Annotated in this window: 30 protein-coding genes; 11 read left to right on the top strand and 19 right to left on the bottom strand. The window is 33.6% G+C overall.

Going from position 1 to position 20,984, the window contains the following annotated elements:
• The 7 genes from GM661_RS09565 to pta all read right to left on the bottom strand — a co-directional run bounded on the left by GM661_RS09565 (position 1) and on the right by pta (position 5,695).
• Entirely contained in the window at positions 1–996 is a 996-nt protein-coding gene (locus GM661_RS09565) for a beta-ketoacyl-ACP synthase III (protein ID WP_230866670.1), read from the bottom strand.
• Positions 997–2,001: a phosphate acyltransferase PlsX gene (plsX, locus tag GM661_RS09560; RefSeq protein ID WP_230866669.1), complete on the bottom strand. Its 1,005-nt coding sequence runs from the start codon at positions 1,999–2,001 to the stop codon at positions 997–999.
• A gap of 3 nt (positions 2,002–2,004) precedes the next feature.
• Positions 2,005–2,559, bottom strand: a complete 555-nt coding sequence (gene fapR / locus GM661_RS09555) for a transcription factor FapR (protein WP_125990419.1) — start codon at positions 2,557–2,559, stop codon at positions 2,005–2,007.
• 156 nt (positions 2,560–2,715) lie between these two features.
• A complete protein-coding gene (gene rpmF / locus GM661_RS09550) occupies positions 2,716–2,889 on the bottom strand; it encodes a 50S ribosomal protein L32 (protein ID WP_125990418.1) in 174 nt (57 codons plus the stop codon).
• Positions 2,890–2,892: 3 nt separating this feature from the next.
• Positions 2,893–3,381, bottom strand: coding sequence for a YceD family protein (locus GM661_RS09545; protein ID WP_125990417.1), 489 nt, complete (start codon positions 3,379–3,381; stop codon positions 2,893–2,895).
• A gap of 106 nt (positions 3,382–3,487) precedes the next feature.
• A complete protein-coding gene (locus GM661_RS09540) occupies positions 3,488–4,687 on the bottom strand; it encodes an acetate/propionate family kinase (RefSeq protein ID WP_230866668.1) in 1,200 nt (399 codons plus the stop codon).
• Positions 4,688–4,705: 18 nt separating this feature from the next.
• The gene (pta, locus tag GM661_RS09535) at positions 4,706–5,695 is read right to left on the bottom strand and encodes a phosphate acetyltransferase (RefSeq protein ID WP_230866667.1); all 990 of its coding nucleotides are present in this window, start codon (positions 5,693–5,695) and stop codon (positions 4,706–4,708) included.
• Between the two features lie 197 nt (positions 5,696–5,892).
• Here pta and GM661_RS09530 point away from each other — a divergent pair, with 197 nt between their 5' ends.
• Entirely contained in the window at positions 5,893–7,167 is a 1,275-nt protein-coding gene (locus GM661_RS09530) for a nucleotidyltransferase (protein ID WP_230866666.1), read from the top strand.
• A gap of 9 nt (positions 7,168–7,176) precedes the next feature.
• On the opposite strand, the gene GM661_RS09525 is transcribed toward GM661_RS09530, so the two are convergent.
• From GM661_RS09525 to GM661_RS09490, 8 genes are all read right to left on the bottom strand, one after another.
• Positions 7,177–8,175 (bottom strand): YlbL family protein, encoded by a 999-nt coding sequence (locus tag GM661_RS09525; RefSeq protein WP_230866665.1) that lies wholly within the window; start codon positions 8,173–8,175, stop codon positions 7,177–7,179.
• Complete coding sequence (locus GM661_RS09520; protein ID WP_230866664.1) at positions 8,175–8,960, bottom strand: patatin-like phospholipase family protein; 786 nt, start codon at positions 8,958–8,960, stop codon at positions 8,175–8,177. The genes GM661_RS09525 and GM661_RS09520 overlap by 1 nt, the downstream gene beginning before the upstream one ends.
• A 96-nt stretch (positions 8,961–9,056) precedes the next feature.
• On the bottom strand, positions 9,057–10,145 hold the full coding sequence (locus GM661_RS09515) for a DUF362 domain-containing protein (protein ID WP_230866663.1): 1,089 nt from the start codon (positions 10,143–10,145) through the stop codon (positions 9,057–9,059).
• A 198-nt stretch (positions 10,146–10,343) separates the two neighbouring features.
• On the bottom strand, positions 10,344–11,639 hold the full coding sequence (locus GM661_RS09510; RefSeq protein WP_230866662.1) for a DUF1015 domain-containing protein: 1,296 nt from the start codon (positions 11,637–11,639) through the stop codon (positions 10,344–10,346).
• 108 nt (positions 11,640–11,747) lie between these two features.
• Positions 11,748–12,383 (bottom strand): PAQR family membrane homeostasis protein TrhA, encoded by a 636-nt coding sequence (gene trhA, locus GM661_RS09505; RefSeq protein ID WP_230866661.1) that lies wholly within the window; start codon positions 12,381–12,383, stop codon positions 11,748–11,750.
• 299 nt (positions 12,384–12,682) lie between these two features.
• Positions 12,683–14,314, bottom strand: coding sequence for a L,D-transpeptidase family protein (locus GM661_RS09500; protein ID WP_230866660.1), 1,632 nt, complete (start codon positions 14,312–14,314; stop codon positions 12,683–12,685).
• A gap of 79 nt (positions 14,315–14,393) precedes the next feature.
• Positions 14,394–15,593 (bottom strand): iron-containing alcohol dehydrogenase, encoded by a 1,200-nt coding sequence (locus GM661_RS09495; RefSeq protein WP_230866659.1) that lies wholly within the window; start codon positions 15,591–15,593, stop codon positions 14,394–14,396.
• Positions 15,590–15,895: an antibiotic biosynthesis monooxygenase gene (locus tag GM661_RS09490; RefSeq protein ID WP_230866658.1), complete on the bottom strand. Its 306-nt coding sequence runs from the start codon at positions 15,893–15,895 to the stop codon at positions 15,590–15,592. Before GM661_RS09490 ends, GM661_RS09495 begins: the two co-directional genes overlap by 4 nt.
• Before the next feature lie 133 nt (positions 15,896–16,028).
• Between GM661_RS09490 and GM661_RS09485 the strand changes: the two genes are divergently transcribed.
• From GM661_RS09485 to GM661_RS09445, 9 genes are all read left to right on the top strand, one after another.
• On the top strand, positions 16,029–16,214 hold the full coding sequence (locus GM661_RS09485; RefSeq protein WP_230866657.1) for a hypothetical protein: 186 nt from the start codon (positions 16,029–16,031) through the stop codon (positions 16,212–16,214).
• A gap of 53 nt (positions 16,215–16,267) precedes the next feature.
• On the top strand, positions 16,268–16,507 hold the full coding sequence (locus GM661_RS09480) for a hypothetical protein (RefSeq protein WP_230866656.1): 240 nt from the start codon (positions 16,268–16,270) through the stop codon (positions 16,505–16,507).
• A gap of 39 nt (positions 16,508–16,546) precedes the next feature.
• Entirely contained in the window at positions 16,547–16,711 is a 165-nt protein-coding gene (locus GM661_RS09475; protein ID WP_164522246.1) for a hypothetical protein, read from the top strand.
• 89 nt (positions 16,712–16,800) lie between these two features.
• Positions 16,801–17,025, top strand: coding sequence for a hypothetical protein (locus tag GM661_RS09470; protein WP_125990405.1), 225 nt, complete (start codon positions 16,801–16,803; stop codon positions 17,023–17,025).
• Positions 17,026–17,046: 21 nt separating this feature from the next.
• Positions 17,047–17,340 carry a hypothetical protein gene (locus GM661_RS09465; protein WP_230866655.1) on the top strand — a complete coding sequence of 98 codons (294 nt, stop codon included), beginning with the start codon at positions 17,047–17,049 and terminating at the stop codon, positions 17,338–17,340.
• Between the two features lie 19 nt (positions 17,341–17,359).
• Positions 17,360–17,608, top strand: coding sequence for a hypothetical protein (locus tag GM661_RS09460; protein ID WP_125990402.1), 249 nt, complete (start codon positions 17,360–17,362; stop codon positions 17,606–17,608).
• 6 nt (positions 17,609–17,614) lie between these two features.
• Entirely contained in the window at positions 17,615–17,887 is a 273-nt protein-coding gene (locus GM661_RS09455; RefSeq protein WP_125990400.1) for a hypothetical protein, read from the top strand.
• A gap of 64 nt (positions 17,888–17,951) precedes the next feature.
• The gene (locus GM661_RS09450; protein ID WP_125990398.1) at positions 17,952–18,251 is read left to right on the top strand and encodes a hypothetical protein; all 300 of its coding nucleotides are present in this window, start codon (positions 17,952–17,954) and stop codon (positions 18,249–18,251) included.
• Positions 18,252–18,256: 5 nt separating this feature from the next.
• Positions 18,257–18,469 (top strand): hypothetical protein, encoded by a 213-nt coding sequence (locus GM661_RS09445; protein ID WP_230866654.1) that lies wholly within the window; start codon positions 18,257–18,259, stop codon positions 18,467–18,469.
• 92 nt (positions 18,470–18,561) lie between these two features.
• Here the strand turns inward: GM661_RS09445 and GM661_RS09440 are convergent, their stop codons facing one another.
• Positions 18,562–19,095, bottom strand: coding sequence for a permease (locus tag GM661_RS09440; RefSeq protein ID WP_230866653.1), 534 nt, complete (start codon positions 19,093–19,095; stop codon positions 18,562–18,564).
• 138 nt (positions 19,096–19,233) lie between these two features.
• On the opposite strand from GM661_RS09440, the gene GM661_RS09435 reads away from it, so the two are divergent.
• Positions 19,234–19,563, top strand: coding sequence for a hypothetical protein (locus tag GM661_RS09435; protein WP_230866652.1), 330 nt, complete (start codon positions 19,234–19,236; stop codon positions 19,561–19,563).
• A gap of 248 nt (positions 19,564–19,811) precedes the next feature.
• Here GM661_RS09435 and GM661_RS09430 read toward each other — a convergent pair whose 3' ends face one another.
• The 3 genes from GM661_RS09430 to GM661_RS09420 are packed head-to-tail and all read right to left on the bottom strand — an operon-like array spanning position 19,812 to position 20,968.
• Complete coding sequence (locus GM661_RS09430; RefSeq protein ID WP_230866651.1) at positions 19,812–20,261, bottom strand: RNA polymerase sigma factor; 450 nt, start codon at positions 20,259–20,261, stop codon at positions 19,812–19,814.
• A gap of 18 nt (positions 20,262–20,279) precedes the next feature.
• Entirely contained in the window at positions 20,280–20,717 is a 438-nt protein-coding gene (locus GM661_RS09425; RefSeq protein ID WP_230866650.1) for an RNA polymerase sigma factor, read from the bottom strand.
• On the bottom strand, positions 20,666–20,968 hold the full coding sequence (locus GM661_RS09420) for a DUF4386 family protein (protein WP_230866649.1): 303 nt from the start codon (positions 20,966–20,968) through the stop codon (positions 20,666–20,668). Before GM661_RS09420 ends, GM661_RS09425 begins: the two co-directional genes overlap by 52 nt.
• Positions 20,969–20,984 lie beyond the last annotated feature (16 nt).

The raw sequence follows: 20,984 nt of genomic DNA, 5'->3' as shown, positions 1-20,984 counted from the left end.
TTAAAGCCCCTCCTCATGCCATTTAATTACTGTAGAAGCCCAGGTTAATCCAGCACCAAAGGCTACTAAAACAATAATATCTCCTTCATTGATAAGTCCCTTTTCTTTTGCTTCAACTAGAGCAAGTGGTATTGAAGCAGATGAGGTATTACCATACTTGGGAAGGTTTACAAAGACCTTATCATCAGTAAGTTTTAACCTTTTAGCTGCTGCATTAATAATCCTGGTATTGGCCTGATGGGGTATAAACAGATTAACATCTTCGGGTTTTAACCCGGCTTTATTGAGAACATCTACTGAGGATTGTTCCATTATTTTTACAGCAAATTTAAATACCTGATTACCTTCCATTTTGATATAGTGCTGTCTTTCTTTAACTGTTAGTTCTGAAGAAGGACTTAAAGAACCACCACCTGGCATATATAGACTTTTACCACCACTACCATCAGATCCCAGGTCAAAGGCCAACATTCCCCCTTTATCTGTCGCCTGCAGGATAGCTGCTCCAGCACCATCACCAAACAATACACAAGTACTTCTGTCTTCCCAGTCTGTTATCTTAGTAAGTATATCTGCCCCAACTACTAAAGCATTTCCATAAACACCTGTTTCTATAAATTGAGTAGCCACACTTAAGGCATATACAAATCCAGAACAACCTGCTTCCAGATCAAAAGCTGCAGCCTTTTCTGCACCAAGTCTCTCCTGAATTAAACATGCTGTTGCGGGAAAAGGCATATCAGGGGTTACAGTAGCTACAATAATCAAATCAAGTTTATCAGCTTTCATCCCCGAATTTTTAAGGGCTTTTTGAGCAGCTACATAAACCATATCAGAGGTTGAAACATCATCTTCAACAATGTGTCTTTCTTTTATTCCTGTTCTCGTAGTTATCCATTCATCTGAAGTATCTACCATTTTCTCAAGATCTTTATTAGTTAAAACCTTAGGGGGGATATAATTTCCTAACCCTGTTATAGTCGCCTTGCGTGCCATTTATTTTTCACCATCCTCATTAACTTTATTTTCAATTTTACTTACAATATTTTGAATGACTGTTTCCCTGGCTACTTTAACTGCATTCATAATAGCAATCTCATCAGAACTACCATGACTGATAATCACTACCCCATTAACCCCCAATAATGGAGCACCACCATATTGTCTATAATCAGTTTTATTTATTAGCTTTGCAAGATAAGGTTTAAGCAACAAAGCCCCTAGTTTTGCCCTTAAGTTTGTAGTGAAGGCATCTTTAAGTAGACTAAACATTAAAGAAGCCACTCCTTCAGTAGTCTTTAAGACAACATTACCAACAAAACCATCACAAATTACCAGGTCACAACTACCATTATATATATCTCTACCTTCAACATTACCGACAAAATCAGAAATTTCCTGGGCATTAATAATTAAATCATAGCTTTCTTTTACCAGCTGATTTCCTTTTGCCTTTTCCTCACCAATACTTAATAAACCTGTTTTCGGATTATCAATCCCCAGAACATACTTAGCATATATCTGTCCCATAATAGCAAATTGATATAGATTGATGGGTTTACAGTCAACATTAGCACCATTGTCCATCAGGATTGTTTCACCCTTTTTTGAAGGGAAACTAACAAGAATTGATGGTCTTTTTATCCCCTTAATCCTCCCTAGTTTAAAAAGACTGCCAGCCATAACAGCCCCTGTATTACCAGCAGAGACAAAGGCATCTGCTTCTTTTTTATGTAAAAGATCTAAACCCTTTACAATTGACGAATCTTTCTTTTTCTTAATTGCTCTGGCCGGTGATTCATTCATATCAATCTTTTCAGATGTATTAATGACTGTGATATTTTTTGGAGAATGATTATTTTCTAATATTTTATTTAATATTTCCTTCCTCCCGGTTAATATTAATTCAATATCAGAATATTTACGAGAGGCTAAAACAGCACCCTCAACTATTTTTTGGGGGGCATGGTCACCACCCATAGCATCAATTACTATTCTCATAGTCTATCCCTCCATTTGTGCAAACATAATAAATTCTCCAGAAAAAACAATTTCATCAGCATTATAAATGTTTACTTCAATAAAGTATTTATTATTAATTTTCTTTTTCACAACTGCCCTGGCTTTAATGTTATTACCGATCTCTACAACATTATGAAACCTGAGTTTAACACTACCAGTCAATACCGCTTTAGCATTAATAACTGCAACAGCCAGTGAATTGGCCTGAGCAAACAGATAATGCCCACGTACAATTTCACTCCTCTGTAAAGCCATCTCCTTGGTGGTAATAAGATGTGATTCAGCAGACTTATCCAGTTCAAGTGAAATTAATTCACCAATAACTTCGCCTTCATTAACAGATTTCAGTCGGGCATAAGCTGAAGCAGCTGACTTTGTCCTCTCCCTTACTTCAGGTATACCAAGCTCCAATCTATCTAATCTGACCGTCTGAATACTTACTCCAAATTTCTCAGACAATTCACGATCAGTTAATAAAGGATTAGCACTTAATGTCTTTTTTAATAATTTCTGTCTTTCTCTTTTGGATATCTTCATTTATGACCACCTATTATGACCTGGTACTAACACTGTCTCTTATATTATAAGCTATACATGGTACTATTTCAAGAAAAAAATTATTTACTATATTATTTATGATTACTATGAAAAAAGGTGACCACTAAACGGTCACCTTTTATAAATTCATCACAATTATTTTGCTACTACCTCTTTCCCTTTATAATAGCCGCATTCTGGACATACCCTATGAGATAATTTTAATTCATGACATTGTGGGCATTCCACAAGATTAGGAGCATTTAATTTCCAGTGAGTACGTCTTTTGCGTTTACGAGATTTCGAAGTTCTTCTCTTTGGTACAGCCATTTTTTACACCTCCTCATTGTCTTTATCATCAAAAAGCTTTTTAAGTTTCGCCATTCTAGGGTCTATAATATCCTTTTCACAATCACATTCTCCCTCATTAAGATTTTGACCACATTGTACACAGAGGCCTTTACAGTCCTGAGAACAAATAGGTTTAATGGGGATGATTAATAATATGTGCTCTATTAAGATACTACTTATATCAAATTCACTAATATTATTTATCTCATCTTTCATTAGTTCCTCATTAATCTTAATATCTATCTTATATTCAAATCTCTCCAGACAACGTGAACATGTTAAGACAAGATTTCCCGCCAGGCTCCCTGTTAGGGTATAAGAATCTTCAGTGTTATACATATCTAATTTAAGATCTAAGGGAAAAGGTATGCCTATCTCCTGTTCTCTATATGAAAGATCAGGGAGTTCTATCTTTCTATCAATACTTTTACGACTCCCCACTTCCTTTAGACTGCTTAAATCAATTAACATGATTAATTCCACCTTTAATTTGCGACCATATTTAATTATAAGAAACTTATATATACTTGTCAAGAACAAAATAACCACATCATTTAATTTTAATCAAAACACATTTTTATAAAGCAGACACTATTTCCTGAGTATCCCGGGCAATCATCAGCTCTTCATTAGTAGGTATTACAAACACCTTGACACTGGAGTCTTCAGTTGAGATTAATATCTCTTTTCCTCTCGAATTATTTGCTTCTTTATTTAATTTTATATTAAGGAATTTAAGATTATTAATTACATCTGCTCTGGTTCTTTTTTGATTTTCACCTATACCAGCTGTAAATACGATAGCATCTACACCTCCCATAGCAGCAACATATGCCCCTACATATTTGGCAACCCTATAGTCAAACATCTCAAGGGCAATTTCTGCCCTTTTATTATCCTCTCCTGCTGCTGCTTCAACATCTCTTGAATCACTACTAATACCAGATACACCTAAAAGTCCACTCTTCTTATTCATTATACTATCCATTTCTGCCATCGTTAAACCCTCTTTTTCCATAACAAAGGGTATAATTGCTGGATCAATATCACCACAACGGGTTCCCATCATAAGTCCTTCTAAGGGAGTTAAACCCATACTGGTATCAATAGATTTACCACCATCTATAGCAGTAATACTGGCTCCATTGCCTAAATGACAGGTAATTATCTTTAAATCCTCAAGTGGTCTGTCCATTAAGGCAGAAGTCCTTTGGGCCACATATTTATGTGATGTTCCGTGAAATCCATATCTCCTGATACCATATCTCTCATAATATTCGTATGGCAGGGCATACATAAACGCCCTATTGGGCATTGTCTGATGAAAAGCAGTATCAAACACAGCTACCTGTGGTTTATCTTCTAACAGATCATTACAAACCCTTATACCGGTCAAATTATGTGGGTTATGTAAGGGTGCTAGATCAGAAACATCCTCTATTTCTTTAATAACCTCTTTATCAATTAAAATTGACGAAGCAAACTTTTCCCCTCCGTGTACTACCCGGTGGCCTACAGCATTAATTTCATCAATATCATTTAAAACTCCATGTTCTTCATTTAACAGGGCCTCAATTACCATTTTAATTGCAGCAGCATGATCTGGTATATCTTCTTTAATAACAATTGCTTCTCTGTCTGCAGGTTCATGTTCAAGAACAGAATCAGTAATACCAATTCTTTCAACTACCCCTTTAGCCAGGACTGACTCATTATCCATGTCTATTAGTTGATATTTTACAGAAGAACTCCCACTATTTAATACTAAAATTTTCATTTTTTTCACTCCCCGATTTTATTCAGCCTGAACTGATGTAATAGAAACTAGATTTACAATATCATCCACCGAACAACCTCTTGATAGATCATTGATTGGTTTAGCTATACCCTGTAATATTGGACCAATTGCTTCAGCATTAGCCAGCCTCTGTACCAGTTTATAAGCAATATTACCAGCCTGTAGATCAGGAAAAACAAGGACATTTGCCTTCCCGGCCACATCACTATCAGGTGATTTTGTCTGGGCAATAGAGTCAACCAAGGCAGCATCTGCCTGCAATTCTCCATCAATGATTAAATCTCCTTTTTCTCTGGCTATTTTTGTTGCTGCTACTACTTTATCTACATTATCATGTTTAGCACTACCCTTTGTAGAAAAAGAAAGCATAGCTACTCTTGATTCTAGCCCTAATAGAGTTTCAGCTGTTTCTGCTGATGAAGCAGCAATTTCAGCCAGCTGCTCTGCATCAGGAGCCGGATTTACTGCACAATCAGCAAAAAGAAAAACACCATCACTGCCATACTGGCAGTCCGGCACATTCATTATAAAAGCACCAGAAACTACTGAAATACCAGGTTTAGTCTTAATAATCTGAAAGGCAGGTCTTAATACATCACCAGTCGCATTTATGGAACCAGCAACCATTCCAGCAGCTTGATCAGTATGCACTAACATAGTACCAAAATAGAGGGGATTAACTACTTGTCTACTCGCATCTTCTCTTGAAATCCCTTTGTGTTTTCTTAATTCAAAAAAGATATCTGTAAATTCCTCAATAAATTCTGACTCTCCAGGGTTAATTAAAACAGCACCATCAATACTTACCCTTGCTTTCTGGGCAATACTCATAATCTCTTCTTCTTTACCCAGGATAATAAGTTCCGCTAATCCCTCTTTAAGTATTGAGGCTGCAGCCTTAATTACTCTTGGCTCAGTACCTTCAGGCAGAACAATACTCTTTTTGTTCTCTCTAGCCCTTTTTTTAAAAGTAGTTAATAAATCCATTCACACATCCCCTTTTTATAAGTTTTTCTCCCTAGTATAATTTGTATAATGATTATTTTTCTGATATCATTTATATAATACTACAATAACAGCAATTATCCTTTGTAAAATCAAAAGAAAAACTTATCAAAAAATTAAGATATATTAATCAATCTTATAAATAGTATTTAATTGTTTAGTCAGGAAGTGGTTTATCGATGAATATATTAGGTATTATAACCGAATACAATCCCTTTCATTATGGGCATCTCTATCATTTAAAAAAGGCGCGGGAAATAACAAACAGTGATGGAGTTATTTGTGTTATGAACGGGAATTTTATGCAACGGGGGAGGCCTGCTCTACTGGACAAATGGGCCAGAACTCATATGGCTATCAAAAATGGAGTAGACTTGATTATTGAGCTACCATTAGTATATGGAATAAGGAGTGCAGAGTATTTTGCAAGAGGTGCTGTAGAACTACTCAGTAATACAAATATAGTTAAAAATATTGTCTTTGGTAGTGAAAGTGGTAATTTAAAACCCTTAAAAGAAATAGCCAGTATACTATTAAACGAAGATGAGTATTTTATTGAAAGGATAAAATCATACCTGACTATCGGTCTATCTTATCCACATGCCCGGGAAAAAGCACTTATTGACTTTATGAAACTAAAGGGTAGTAATAATTATCAATCTAACATTAAAGAAATTACAGAAATTATTATGGAACCAAATAACATTTTAGGAATTGAATATATTAAAGCAATATCTCAACTCAATAGCAGTTTAACCCCTCTGACTATTAAAAGACAGGGGCAAAATTACCATGCTAAAGCTATTAACAATAAGATTTCCAGTGCTACAGCTATCAGAGAATGCTTTCTTAATCAGGGCCTTTCAGCTATTACTGATTATCTTCCTGCAGAGAGCTATCAAATTCTGGAAAAGTGGGTTAAAAATCAAAAAATAGCAATCAAAAATGAGTATTTAGGAGCAATAATTTTAGCAACACTTAGGAAACTGAGACCAGATGACCTTATTGAATTTGCAGAAATAAACACCGGGCTTGAGAACAGGATATATGAGGCCGCACACCAGGCAGGTGATTTAGAAGAGTTAATTGAAAATATTAAAACCAGGTCTTTTACCAGAACCAGGATAGAACGCAATTTACTACATATTTTATTTGATATAAGACAGAAAGATTTTGAGTTTTTAGACAAAAAAGGACCCCAATATCTCCGGATACTGGGGTTAAATAAACAGGGTGAAAAAATACTTTCAAAGTTAACTGGTAAATCCTCACTGCCTGTAATAATAAAACCTGCCCGCTTTTTAAGGTCTATTAATACTAAAAGTAATGACCCCCTAATAAAATCACTTAGTTATGATCTTATGGCCAGTGATATTTATTCACTATTATATCCAAATAAAAGAGAACGTAAAGGTCATCGGGATTTTACAACACCACTGATAAAAGTAAAGTAAAGGTAATATTTAATTATTAAGTAAATAATTAATAGCATCACCTATGGTTTCAATAGAAACTACTTTCATTTTAGTAGCGGTTTTTTCTGCCGTTTCATAATTCTCTACTGGAACAAAGAATATTTCAGCATTATTTTCTTCTGCAGCAATAACCTTTTGTACAATACCATCTATAACACCAATATTTCCCTCAAGGTCAATTGTCCCAGTACCTGCAATTCTCCGTCCTTTGGTAATATCCTCTTCCAGAAGCTGATTATATATTTCGAGGGCAAACATCCCTCCAGCAGAAGAACCAGCAATATTATCGGTTTTAAATATAACATTTCTTGGGAAATCATAAGAATAGTTTGTAAATATCATGACACCTATCGAAGCCTTACCAGGATTAGACTCTGTTTCAACTGTTTTCATAGTATAATCAATTTCTTTACCATCTCGTTCAACAGTTATTTCTACATCTTCGCCTATCTGATGTTCCCGTATAAAATCAACTGTATCTTGGTCATCCTTGATAGGCTTGTCATCAACAACTATAATCACATCTCCTTGTTTCAATTTCCCTTTAGCTGAACCATCTTCAAGCACCTGTTCAACTACCACACCATGCTTTTTAATTGTAATATCAAAACCTGCTTCTTTAAAAGCAGCAGCTTGGGATTTTAGCTTACTGTCTTCCATATACCTTTTCATAATTTTAAGATATTCGTTCATATCCATACCAGGTGGAATATGCCTCTCCATTGGTTCTATTTCTACACCCCTGGGTTTTTTTAATGAAACATATATAAGATCCCAGAGGGAAGCCGGCTGGGTTGAAACAGCAGTAAGCATAAAAGCCCCCCTGCTTTCATTTTTATAACCATTCTCAACAGTAACCATTGGTGACAATTCCTGGGCAATCCCTGGTGCCATAATCATCTGATTAGCAGGTATAAAATTAATTATAATAAAAAAAATAATTAATAAACCAAATAACTTGCTGGCTAAACCGTTCCTCTTAAACATTAAATCCTCTCCTTAATTAGCTTTATTAAATCAGGTAAAATATCTTCAACAGCACTATAACCAACCGATAGGCATTTATCTACCTGATCCAGGTCAAAACCTGAACAATCAGCTAAATCTGGTCTAATAATTATATCGGCAGCAAGTGTTTTATGTTTTTCCAGTTCATGCTGCATAATATCAAATGTATTAAATAAGATGTCAAAAATATTCTTTACACTATCATTGACTTTTTTTACTCCAACATCAACAGCAATCACAATATCTGCACCCATATCACGCACAGTTGAAACTGGGATGGTGTCTAAAACACCACCATCTACCAGTAAACGCCCCTTATGTTTAAAGGGCACATATATACCTGGAATAGATGTACTTGCTCTGATAGCCTTTGCCAGTGACCCCTCTTTTATAACTATGTGTTCTCCCTGTTCAATATCACAGGCAATAGCAGCAAAAGGAATATTTAAGTCCTCAATATTCTTACCCTGGGTTATTAGCTCCAGAAAGGACAAAAATTTATCCCCTTTAACAAGACCATGGCGGGGGAAGGTTATATCGGTAATATGGTCCCAATCAATCTCACGGGCAAGCTCTTTGATGTATTTAACTGGTAAACCAGCAGCATAAACACCACCAATCAAACTACCTATACTACAACCAGCAATACAGTCTATGCGAATACCTTCTCTTTTTAATACATCAAGAACAGCCAGATGTGCTAAACCGCGGACAGCCCCTGCACCCAGGGCTAAGCCTATCTTCATTTCCTGATTTCTGTCCATTAATGTCCCTCCTTGTAATTTTAATGGACATTATTTTATTATTATATAGTAATATATACCAGATTGCAAAATAAAAGTATTACATTACATAGCCTGTTATTGTTGACTGATAATATAATCGATAATTGCTTTTGCACTAGGTGGACAACCCTTAATATTCTTACTAAAACCTGATGTACAATTACCAATACCAATACCTGACTCTGAAAGTCCTTTAAATCCCTGGCCGATAAATATTTTTTCTTTTGGTTTTATGCCTTTTTCTTCTAAGCGTTTTAAGGCATGAATTAAACTGCCGTAACAGGCAGAACAGGACTTATCCTCTGTTACTTTTCTGGCAAGTTTTTTTACCAGAGTGGAATGATAAAAATCTTTATCTGATTTGTATCCTGGATTATGTTCAATAATCTCTGCTTCTTCTAGATTAGAACTGCCAATACCAATTTCATTTGCAATATCAATATATGATATATCATTTTTACTATAACCAATCAATGCTGCACAATATGTATCAATTAAAACAGGGTCCTGTCCAATAATAATCCTATCCATCTGGACAGGGTTACCACCTTCTTCAAATGTAAGATCACCAATTATTCCATCAACTATTACCAGCTTGCTCTCCAGGACTTTATTTAAAAACGCAATAGGTTGATGTAAACCTAGACGGTGAAATCTCCTTTTTTCTGGATCCGGTATACACCCTTTCAAATTTTTCAGGGCACAGGTCAGGTGTGTTTGACAGTGGGCTTTGAGAACCGGCAGGTTGATTAAATAATCAATTTCTAAGGCCTTTTGACATACCTTTAGTGATAGGCCTTCAACATCGATTTCTTTATATTTGTCTTTTTTTAAATCTATTAAAGGTATCTTATATTTTCTGGAAAGTTCATTATAACCACAGACTTCAAAGGCTTTTTCAGTACTGGCACCTACCCAGGCACCTTCCAGAATTACTATATTATTATATCCATTATCCTGCAAATACCTGATAATACCCTCTACTAAATCTGGAGAAGTTGTTGCCCCTTTATTTGAAGGGCTTGGCAGTACAAGATTAGGTTTGATTCCAATCAGGCTATTTCTTTTGTCAATATCACTTGCTATATTCAGTTTATCCAGCAGGTCATAAACCATCTCCTTAGCTTTGTTTCCATATTTAATATGTAGCTGTCTCTTTTGCATAAGTATCACCCTTTAATAATTATATCTTTTCTAATTTTATAAGGCAAGATATATATATATAGCTTAGGCATTAAGACCCATTTCAAAAAATTGTAATTTATTTTGAGAAAAACACCCCGTCTGCCTGGAAGGGGTGTTTTTAATACTTTTTTACTTTATTATTTTACTTAAAAAATTATTTATTATCCAGAATGATTATTAATCCTTCTTGATATTCAAGCGGTTTATTACCAATCCAGTCAGCAATTTTGGATAAAAATCCGTTGATTTTTGCGGCATTCTTTCATTTTCATCTGCAATATTTTTCACTTCAGCTACTTTTGTTGGATTTAAAATAAAAGCAGCCTGATAATTTCCTTCTGCTAACTTATTTAAAGCAGTTTCACGATAACGCACATAATCTATATTACTTTTAGCAGCAAGGGCCTGTTCATCAATACCCAAATATTGTTCCAGAATTATCTTATGAAGAATAACAACATCAAGATTCTTCCAGTATGCTGAACGTCCTGCAAGAAATCTCTCCATAATTGTATTATCTTCAAGTCTTAAACTATAATATCTTTGATCTTTCCTGGCTTTAAAGCCAAAAATATGTTCTTCATTATCATCCAGGACTGCAAATAAATCATCCTTATGATCATACTCCTGAATAATAAAATCTTTACGGGCTTTTTCTATAAAATCCTCAATTTTAAAATTGCTAAGACCATAGAGCATTCTATGTGTTGCCAGTATGTTTAATCCCGGGTCATCTATGTTTATAAAAGTCATTAATCTATGATTAAACCCCTCATTATCTGTAGACTGCCATCCTTTAGCATAGCATTCATTTCGATAATTAACAGCAGTTTGATAGCGATGGTGACCATCAGCAATATATAGGGTCTTATCCATCATAGCTTCTTGAATGTTTTTAATTATTACCTGGTCAGTTATCTTCCAGAGTAGGTGTGTATTACCATCTTCATCATTAACTTTGATAGCAGGAGAACGTTCTGCTACCCCCTTATCCAGCAGTTCCAGGATTATTTTTTTAGGATCTGAATAGAGCATAAAAATATGCCCAAAATTTGCCTCTGTAGCCCTTATAAGATTTAACCTATCTGCTTTTGGTCCTTCAAGGGTATTTTCATGGGCCTTGACACCCTCTTCTCCTTCCAGTTTACCTAGACCTACAAAACCCTTTCTGATATATTTCTTACCCTCAACTTTGTATTCCTGCCAGTAGGCATAAAATCCAGGTTCCTTATCCTGTACCAGGGCATCTTCCTTAACCCATTTATTCAAATAACTGGCAGCTGTCTGATACCTATCCTGTTCCCCCTCTTCCCTGGCCAGAATAAGCCTTACTATATTATAATCACTCTCTTGATAATAATAATCCTGCTTGTTTTGATCTATTTTATCATAGGGTTGAGTAACTATCTTATTTAAGTCTCCTACTTTCTCCTCATTATAACAATAACCTTTAAATGGATAAACTCTTGCCACCTATAATCTCCCCCTGATTAAATGCTAATTATTTTTTGATAAATATTCAACCATACAATAACATAATAATAAACCTTAGTCAAGTTCTGGATTATTATGCTTAGTATTTTAGAGTATATAAAAAATAGTAAAGAAATGGCAGATGCTGCCTGCTAGAACAAAAAGGTGCCAGATAGCATGATTATACTTAATCCTTCGGCAGGAATAAAATATCGTTCCAACTGTATAAAATCCTCCACCAATTATCAAAAAAATAATACTTTTGTTATTTAAAGCCGTTAATAACGGTTTAATAGCAATTATAATCAACCAACCCATCAATATATATAAAACAGTAGAAAATAATTTAAACCTATTAATCCAGAATATCTTAAAAATTATTCCCAGGATAGCCAGGCTCCATACTATACAAAAAAAAGTCCATCCCAGAGTTCCCTGTAAAGCAATCAGAGTCAGAGGAGTATATGTACCAGCAATAAGCAAAAATATAGATGAATGGTCAAATATCCTGAATATTCTCTTTAACTTTCCTGCTGGAAAACTATGATAGAGGGTAGATGACAGGTATAAAATAATCAGAGTACTACCATAAACTGTAAAACCGATTATATGCCAGGTATTGCCGTAATGATTAGCAAATACTATCAAAATAACAAGAGCAGCAATTGCCAGTCCCAGCCCAATCCCATGAAGAATAGCATTAGTAATCTCTTCACCTTTAGAGTATTTCATTTCATCACTCATTTTATCTTCTCCTTTAAAATTAATTATCTCATTACTTAAATCCCTACAATCTACTTATTATATTATATTTTATCATATTTTGGTTTGCCCACAAAAAGGTCATCTCTCGCAGCAAGGCAAATTTTTTGAGTCATCTAAGGCCCGTATCCATTCAAAATAAGGTTTCCTAATCCATGGGACATCCTGACCCAGGATTAGCTCACCACGTCCTGTGCTTCGACCTTATTTTGAATTCCTACGTGCCAAGATTCCTTACAAAAAATTTGCTATTTGCTCAATATAACCTTTTTGTGTTTGAATCATATTTTAAGTTTTTCATATAATTCTTGGTCTAGATTATAAATATCATCACGGTGTTGTATTATACCATTTTCATCAACCCATGATGTTAAATATACTAAATATATCGGGATTTTCTTTTTGAGATTAATAACCTTTCTTTTATTGAGTCTGATAATTTCAGCTACTTCTTCCTCATTCCAGTCCTTGCCCAGTAAACAGGATGCTAAAGAAAATGGTTTTTCTACCCGGATACAGCCATGGCTTTTGGCCCTGTCATGATAATTAAATAAATACTTATATGGTGTATCATGCAGATAAACCTGATAACTATTTGGAAAAATGAATTTAATCTGTCCCAGGGAATTGAATATTCCAGGCTCCTGACGTAATTTATAAGTAAACTTTTCAGGGGAAATGTTGTGCCATTCTATACTCTCTGGTAAGACTATTTTACTATCATTATGCCAGCTTTCTAAAATTTTTATTTTATTCCTATCTAAATAAGCAGGATCATTCTTTAATTTTGGTAATATTTCGTATTTAGCGATATTATCAGTTATTTTCCAGTATGGATTTATTACTATATATTCTATTTCATCCCTAAAAAGTGGGCTTTGATTATTTTTATCCCCAACAATTACTCTTGATTCAAATATACTGGAATAGTCTTTCATAACCTCTAATTTAAAATCAGGGATATTAATTACTATATATATATCTTCCCTCTTTTGGGGAAGCCATCTTAAACGGTCCATATTTATTTTTAACTGCCTGATTCTCTCTTCAACACTTGTATTTAAAGCAGTCAGGGTTTTTTGATCCAGGATTTCGCTTGCAGGCAAACCATGTCTTAACTGAAATAAAGCAACTGCTTCTGCTAATTTGTCATCAAATAATAACCCTGCATGATTGTTCTCAGGTTTAAGATCACCCGATAACAACAGCCTTTCTCTTAAGTCGAGAACTGCCTGATGACAAACACCTTTTTTTAACTCAATTTTGTCACTAATAAGCGGCCAGCCACCATCATTAAATATCTTTAATAAGCGCTTTAAAGCAAGCTGCATTCTGGTATAAAGCGGTTGTATTGGATCAAGATTTTTGATTGTTTCCCTTAGATTATCTGTTTCAAGCGCATTATTTAGTAAAACAGGGAGGTCTATTTCTTGATACCCCAGATCATATCCCTTATGTTTACTAACACCATATAAGAGGTCATTACTGAATTTAAAATATATTTCAGTTAGTAGTAGTTCGAGCTTAAGCAATCTATCCAGCTCCACTTTATCATTATTTATATCAGCTTCAAGGCCTTTAATTAAATAATAAAGGTAGGTATAGGCATAATCATCTGGATTTAAACCATTTTGATAAGAATTTTTAATAATTGTAAGCAGATCATAAGTAATTTGATATATTCTCGTTTCCTTACACCAGGCAGGTTGATAATTTCTTAGTTTATAAAAGCCCTTTAATAAGTCAGAGTTAATCTTATCAATCCTTTTGAAGGCTTCAATATGGTTATCACCATGTATTCCCATTCTCTGAATTATCCTGTCACTTAAGAATTCTGCTTTAACAATATAGTTTAATAGAAAAACATTTACTATGATGAAGAAAATAAGCATTAAAAATACAATCTTCTTCATTTTGTTACCCCCATATCTATCTATATTATTATCAGCCTATAATATTTTTATTAAGATAGATATGGAGGTATGTTTTATTTTAAAGCCTTTTTTTAAGCAAATTCCTTATCTGTTTTTTACTTAATTTTACAGGGTTATTCTTTATCCCGGCCTTTTCTATAATCCGCTCTAAATCGTTTTCACTAATTCCATATTCACTCAGACGAGGGATAGCCAGTTTATCTATCCAGTCCCTGAGTTTATTAACCAGAATTTCACAGTACTTATCTCTATTAATTAAAAGGGATAACTCATTTTCACAATTACTAAATAACACCCCTACCCGGGCATATTTTTGCAAATATTTATCTGCTTCACTACCACCTTTCTCTTGTAGTAAACTAATATTTAATGCTGTTGCTTCAGCCAGGAGTGTTCCGCAGACAACACCATGGGGTATATCAAAAAAACCACCAATAGGAGAAGCCAGTCCATGAACAATCCCCAGGCCTGCATTAGCCAGTGCAATACCAGAAATAAGTGAGGCATAAGCCATTTTTGTTCTTAGCTCCAGGTTTTCCGGCTGGGACGTACTGACAGGTATTATTGCTTCGACAGCATATTTTATCCCTTGATATGTAAGTGAATCTGTTAAGGGAGAAGCCTCAATAGAGGTATAAGCCCCTAAAAGCTGTGTTAAGGCATCCAGACCACTGGCGGCCGTTATATCAGCCGGACAGTTAAGGGTTAATTCTGGATCAAGTAATGCTATATCAGGAATAAAGTTATCATGGCGCAGAGATTTTTTGAAACCATTATCTCCTACCCTACTTAAAACTGCGTTTTTGGTGGCTTCACTCCCAGTACCAGAGGTTGTCGGTACAGCTATAAAAGGTATTTTTTCTCCATCATGGACCTTCCCTACCCCTACCCCCTCCAGATAATTCATTACCGAATCTCCTTTAGTCAAGAGGGCTGAGACCGCTTTACCTGTATCAAGAACACTTCCCCCTCCAATAGCTGCTACTGAATTTATAGATTTGTTCCGATATTTACCAACAATTTCGTCAACCAAGCCAGGTGATGGTTCCCCTTTTACACTTTCAACAAAAGGATTAATAGATTTCTCTACCAGCATATCCATTAAAGCCGCTAATCTACCGGATTTTTTTAATGATTCGCCACCAGTAAGCAACAAGACACAGTCTCCATAATTCAATACTAAGTCAGCCAGTTTTTTAAAATTACCAGCTCCAAACTTAATGGTTGGTACCCCTGCAAAGTTAAATGAATTTATCATTGGCCTGCATCCTTAGGTGTTATTACATCATATTTGATTCCCTTACGCGGTGCTACCATCCACTCAGCAACAGTCTCCCGCCATTTTAAATAATGTGGAGTCTCTTTATGAGCAGAAACAGCATCTTCTGATTCATAAACCTCATATAAAGTAAAATGCCCCAGGTCTTTTTTGCTCTGTAGAACATCAAAACGATAATTACCTATTTCTTTAACAGTATTGTAATGATTTTCAATTGTTGCTTTTTTAAAGCCTTCAATATGTTCTTTTTTAACATAAACCTCCACTATATAGGCAAGCATTATGTAATACCCCCTTAAATATTAATCTTTATAATTATTTTAACACTTTTATTATGTAAATCAAAGTAGATTATCACACATTTAATTGATCTTTCATAATATAATAGCAAAATTAAGTATAGGAGGAAAAAACATGACAAAACCCGGTAAAATCACTGGAAAATGTGGTGATGTATTTGTAGCCAGTGTCATTAATCAAAAGGCTGTAAATAAAAGTGCACAACAAATACTGGTAGCCTTTGCTATACAATTCTTTATTGAACTTGAAGCCCTATTTGGATTTGCCACTAATCAGGATAATGATAAGTTAGTTTGTTAGTTAATCAATTTAAAACTATTATTCTATTAATATAATGGAAAGGAGTAGTAACCTTGAAAATCAAACTTGAAAAGGATGGTATTAAGTTAAATTCAAATAAGGATGATATGTTAGGAATAGATATGGCAGACCCTTTGAATATCGATGTAGAAGGTCATGGTATTGAATCAGGAATTAATCCCAAAATAATTAAACCTTCTGATGCAATTGAATGTCTGTCTTCTGCTAATCAGGAAGAATGCAGAGAAAAGAAACTAGCAATATTATGTTCTCTATTTGATGATTTTATCTAGACCAAATCCATGACTTTTTAAAAAGGAGGTAAGAAAATAATGAGTGATGTATTTATAGCCAGTGTTATCAATCAAAAAGCTGTAAATAAAAGTGCACAACAAATATTGGTAGCCTTTGCTGTACAATTCTTCATTGAACTTGAAGCCTTGTTTGGATTCTCTACCAATCAGGATAATGATGAATTATTAGATCACTGTCACTAATAAATAATTTGGGCCTCTTATTTAACATAAGGGGCTCCTAACTTATTTACAAACTATACTATAAATATGTTTTAACAGGAGGTTTTTTTATGTCAGATCAAAATAATAGTTATAATGTGACCGAAAAAAAGAATAGTATCACCGATGAGCAAAATAGTATTCAAAAGAAACAAACAGATACAAGTGATCTTTTCATGCAATCAGATATAGTAGATCAAATTAACTATAATCAACAATCTAACATGACTATCTCTGCTTATTCGGTAATAACTCAGTCTTTTTCAACAGTTAAAATTAATGTTTCTAATAACTAAAAAAGATTGGAGGAATAAAAAATGTTAAATAAAAACTGGATTATGATCTTAAATAAAAAGGCAGATAATGATGTTCCTTCTTCTATCAGAATTACCAGGGAGGGAAGAGTATTTATTGATGCCCAAGAATATGATGATAATGACCCTAAATATAGAAATTTTAGTATTTCTGTGGAAAAAGATAGTGATATTAATATGGGGGAAGATACCAGGAGATTACTAGAATTACAAAAAGATTCTAAACCTGGAGAGCGTAAAATAGCAAAAGATATAGCTGACCAAAACAAAAAAGAACAAACGATAGTCAAGTTTTAGAGGATAGGGGGATAGTATTGTGAATCAAAATCAGCTTAATGATGGTAGGGTTAGAACCCATAGTCTTAATAGTTCAGACAAAAAAAAAGGGAGTCCCAAAAGTATAGTTAAGGCCGGTGATTATAAGATAACCATTAATAACAATGTTCGTAATATAAACCCATTTGATTTAATGAAACAACTTTATAGTATAGGTCACAACAGTAATTTAACTAAAGAACAAAAAGAAGAAAAATTAAAGAAAATTATTAATAATTACATGGAGTGATTTACTATGAATAAAAAAAAATACCTAGCCCTTAATTTTTCCAACCAGGGCAACTTATGCAATGCCAATAAAACCATTTTATGCCAATACAACCTTGGTACTATTTTAGGGTTAGGTTTTCTTAATCAATCAGATTCATCTGTTGAGCCTCCTTCATTAGATGAAATTTTAATCTCCATCTTTTTGAATAAGGAAGGCGAAATAGAAATAAATGGTGTTAATAATATTAATGACGATAATATCTATATATATACTGACAAAAAAATAACTAAAGGATAATATATTTTTAAATTTTTTAAATTATTTTTGTTTATTAAATATTTATATAAAAAGGGTGATTTACATGGTTAAGGAAAAGTCAAATAGTAATACAATCGAAAATACTTCTGCTAAATTTCTAATTAATGCTTCAAACCAGGCCAATTTAACAGACGTTAATGATATATCAGCCTACCAGATCAATTCAGTATTTATATTTATCGACCCATATAGATTAGAAAATTTCAAAATAGAAGGTGCACCTGAACTTGAAGTTGATATGGATGAAAAAGGTCATGTCTGGATAAATGCCCAGGAATATGAATTAATTGAAATTAAACCTGGTATATCTATTTTTGGTATTGTAAAACACAAAAAGGAGTAATATTAATGAAAGACAATATAAAAAATTATGAGGATCTTCTAGAAGTCGATGATTTAAAGTTATATAAAAAAATATTAAAAGAAATAGAAAAAAACAAAGATTTTTATTCATCAGCTAACCCTATGGAATTTACAAATTCTTTACTTGAAAACTGTCATATTAATAAAAAAGATTTATACAATATAATTAAAATAATAAATTCTAGTAACTCAAAATAATCCCATTTTAGTATATATTTATATTCTAAAATGGGTTAATCTCTTTAAACTTTCTTATATACTTAGGAAAATTTTTAATACATAAGTAATTATTACATATTTTTAGCTTTATCATAAATTGACTTTTTGTTTTTTTCTGTTAATACTTTTTCGATTATAAAAGCAATGATCATGACCACAAATATATTTACGATAAACCTTATTATAGTAAATTTCCATCCCATAGAGGAAACTTCAAAAAGCAATAATGGTATTCTGATACTGGCACAGGAACAGATAAATATAAGGACATTTGTTATCTTACTACCTTTCTTCAACATCATTCCTGCGACTGGAAATAAGGCATATAGAGGAACTGCCGTAGCCACTCCTAAAAGGAAAGCTACAAAAATACCTGGAAGGCCTGACTTCTCTCCCATAATTTTTATCATAGTCTCTCTATCTACCCATACATCTAACAGTCCAATACAAATGAAAATAGGTGTCAGCATAAACAAAAAGTTGATGAAATTTTCACCTGTAAAAATCAGGGTATCCTTTTCTACCTGTGGATAGAAAAACATTGTCAACAGATTAATTGCTACAACAATAAGAAAAAAAACATATTTTTTAATTATTTTGTTCATGATAATACCACTCCAATGATAAAAGCTACGAAAAAAGCAAACAGAAAAAATAAAGAGTTCCGCAACAAGGTAACTTTTTTTCCTAAGAATTTAATTTCCAGAGGTATTGTCACAAAGCCGACCGTGGTAAGTGTAGAAATGAAAACTGCTATTTGCATTAATCCTGCACCATTCTTCACTAATTCTGAAGCAACAGGAAAAGCAACTAAAACTGGAATTAAAGCAATAGCTCCAAATACTGAAGAAAGAATCATACCTTTAAAACCTGATTCTACACCAATAATACTTTGTATAGTTTCTGAGTCAAAGACTGCAAGTAAAAAACTAACAAGAAAAAGGATGGAGAGGAGTTGTGGGAGAACAGATAAAAAAATTTTCCTTGCCCTTTTTAAGGCCAGTTTAGTTTTTATTTTATCTTTTCTATATGATATGATTAATAAAATAGCTGTTAGAATATACAGGAAATAAGTAAAAATAGTGTCCATGCTTTTCTTTATCCTCCCTTTATTCATAGTAAAATATTTCTAATGTTATGCAATTTATGAAACCGGGCCATTTACAGCCCGTTTGTTCATAAGATAAAGCAGAAATGATGACTTATATTTGTCAAGATCTTTTAGAGATTTCTACTGGTAAACCCCCTGCCAGTAAGCAGTTTCCATATTAACCATCTGTTTTTCTAAAAAAAGTATTGTTTTATAACTAGATTTCTTTAATTATTTATTTAAATTTCTCCAGGCCATTTCCATTGTTTTAATCTTTTGATTTAGAAATTTTTTATAGTCTGGGGATTCCCAGAATGGTTGTTCTTTAAATAATTGCTCAAAACGTATAGTTAATGTCTCTTCAGCCTCACGGGAATACTGTTTTACAAAATCCTTTACTTTCTTTACATATCCTGCTTCAAATTGTAAGTTGTCTGGATTGATATATCCAGCTTTGATAGCAGCATTAGTCTTATGAACACATTTACAACTGCCATTTTTATTTAATAAGCTGCACCTCCCATCTAAATAAGACTTCAATTGGCTCCTGGCTCTTGATAATAACTTTCGATAATATACCGGACTAATTCCTATTATTTCTCCAGCAATTTTTGAATTTGTAGAAAAAATAGACCCTAAAATAAAAGCTAGCCGCTGTTTTCTGTCAAGGCAAAGAATCATCCCCATGAGACAGCGGATCTATGTTTCTCTAATCAATACCTTCTGCTCTATATCACTACCATAAAAATCATTTACTTCCATGTCAGGAGAATGTAACAGTAACTTTCTATGTTCCTCAAATGATGGAAAAAGGTATTCCTGTTTCTTTCTCTTCATATTTAAAACATAATTTGAGACAATACGGTACAACCAGGTACGAAAACTGCTCTCTCCTTTAAATGTAGCCAGTCTGGTAATTATTTTTATTAATATTTCCTGTGTAATATCTTCAGCATCATGAATATTACCGGTCATCCGGATAGCAAAAGTATACATAGCAACTGACAGATTATAATTAGAACAAATAATTTTCCCAGTGGAATCTACTAAATATCCTGTAGATAAAATTATTACCAGAATACCAACTAAGCGAGGACAAATAAATGTAGACCAAAGATTAGAAAACTTACATCCCATCCATTGTTAAATGTATTAAGTAGTAATATCACCTGGGCATTAAGTTGCTCTGCTCCAAAGGCTTTTAAATATACAGGATTACTTAAGATATGTGAAACTTCAAGAAGATTAACTAATAAATCCCCAAAAATTGCAGCATATACCAGCCTAAACCAGGTTGAAAGCAAAGAACAGTATATCAGATAACCTCTCATAAAACTTGATATTTTTTGCAAAAATAGAATAAGAGTACAGCTACGATTACATCTCACCTTTTTCCCCATTCCA

Origin of the sequence: Iocasia fonsfrigidae (genome assembly GCF_017751145.1) — a bacterium.
In the GTDB taxonomy this organism is placed as follows: Bacteria; Bacillota; Halanaerobiia; order Halanaerobiales; family DTU029; genus Iocasia; species Iocasia fonsfrigidae.
The sequence above is the reverse complement of the archived record's forward strand: the minus strand, read 5'-3'. Positions and strand labels throughout refer to the sequence as shown.

Coding starts and splice junctions, on each gene's coding strand:
- pta (WP_230866667.1), bottom strand. CDS start 5,695: ATGGATTTATTAACTACTTTTAAAAAAAGGGCTAGAGAGAACAAAAAG.
- GM661_RS09450 (WP_125990398.1), top strand. CDS start 17,952: ATGGTTAAGGAAAAGTCAAATAGTAATACAATCGAAAATACTTCTGCT.
- GM661_RS09490 (WP_230866658.1), bottom strand. CDS start 15,895: ATGCTTGCCTATATAGTGGAGGTTTATGTTAAAAAAGAACATATTGAA.
- GM661_RS09475 (WP_164522246.1), top strand. CDS start 16,547: ATGAGTGATGTATTTATAGCCAGTGTTATCAATCAAAAAGCTGTAAAT.
- GM661_RS09465 (WP_230866655.1), top strand. CDS start 17,047: ATGTTAAATAAAAACTGGATTATGATCTTAAATAAAAAGGCAGATAAT.
- GM661_RS09435 (WP_230866652.1), top strand. CDS start 19,234: ATGAAAACTGCTATTTGCATTAATCCTGCACCATTCTTCACTAATTCT.
- GM661_RS09530 (WP_230866666.1), top strand. CDS start 5,893: ATGAATATATTAGGTATTATAACCGAATACAATCCCTTTCATTATGGG.
- rpmF (WP_125990418.1), bottom strand. CDS start 2,889: ATGGCTGTACCAAAGAGAAGAACTTCGAAATCTCGTAAACGCAAAAGA.
- GM661_RS09485 (WP_230866657.1), top strand. CDS start 16,029: ATGACAAAACCCGGTAAAATCACTGGAAAATGTGGTGATGTATTTGTA.
- GM661_RS09540 (WP_230866668.1), bottom strand. CDS start 4,687: ATGAAAATTTTAGTATTAAATAGTGGGAGTTCTTCTGTAAAATATCAA.
- GM661_RS09500 (WP_230866660.1), bottom strand. CDS start 14,314: ATGAAGAAGATTGTATTTTTAATGCTTATTTTCTTCATCATAGTAAAT.
- GM661_RS09515 (WP_230866663.1), bottom strand. CDS start 10,145: ATGCAAAAGAGACAGCTACATATTAAATATGGAAACAAAGCTAAGGAG.
- plsX (WP_230866669.1), bottom strand. CDS start 2,001: ATGAGAATAGTAATTGATGCTATGGGTGGTGACCATGCCCCCCAAAAA.
- trhA (WP_230866661.1), bottom strand. CDS start 12,383: ATGAGTGATGAAATGAAATACTCTAAAGGTGAAGAGATTACTAATGCT.
- GM661_RS09440 (WP_230866653.1), bottom strand. CDS start 19,095: ATGAACAAAATAATTAAAAAATATGTTTTTTTTCTTATTGTTGTAGCA.
- GM661_RS09545 (WP_125990417.1), bottom strand. CDS start 3,381: ATGTTAATTGATTTAAGCAGTCTAAAGGAAGTGGGGAGTCGTAAAAGT.
- GM661_RS09430 (WP_230866651.1), bottom strand. CDS start 20,261: ATGATTCTTTGCCTTGACAGAAAACAGCGGCTAGCTTTTATTTTAGGG.
- GM661_RS09470 (WP_125990405.1), top strand. CDS start 16,801: ATGTCAGATCAAAATAATAGTTATAATGTGACCGAAAAAAAGAATAGT.
- GM661_RS09495 (WP_230866659.1), bottom strand. CDS start 15,593: ATGATAAATTCATTTAACTTTGCAGGGGTACCAACCATTAAGTTTGGA.
- GM661_RS09445 (WP_230866654.1), top strand. CDS start 18,257: ATGAAAGACAATATAAAAAATTATGAGGATCTTCTAGAAGTCGATGAT.
- fapR (WP_125990419.1), bottom strand. CDS start 2,559: ATGAAGATATCCAAAAGAGAAAGACAGAAATTATTAAAAAAGACATTA.
- GM661_RS09455 (WP_125990400.1), top strand. CDS start 17,615: ATGAATAAAAAAAAATACCTAGCCCTTAATTTTTCCAACCAGGGCAAC.
- GM661_RS09520 (WP_230866664.1), bottom strand. CDS start 8,960: ATGGACAGAAATCAGGAAATGAAGATAGGCTTAGCCCTGGGTGCAGGG.
- GM661_RS09425 (WP_230866650.1), bottom strand. CDS start 20,717: ATGGGATGTAAGTTTTCTAATCTTTGGTCTACATTTATTTGTCCTCGC.
- GM661_RS09525 (WP_230866665.1), bottom strand. CDS start 8,175: ATGTTTAAGAGGAACGGTTTAGCCAGCAAGTTATTTGGTTTATTAATT.
- GM661_RS09565 (WP_230866670.1), bottom strand. CDS start 996: ATGGCACGCAAGGCGACTATAACAGGGTTAGGAAATTATATCCCCCCT.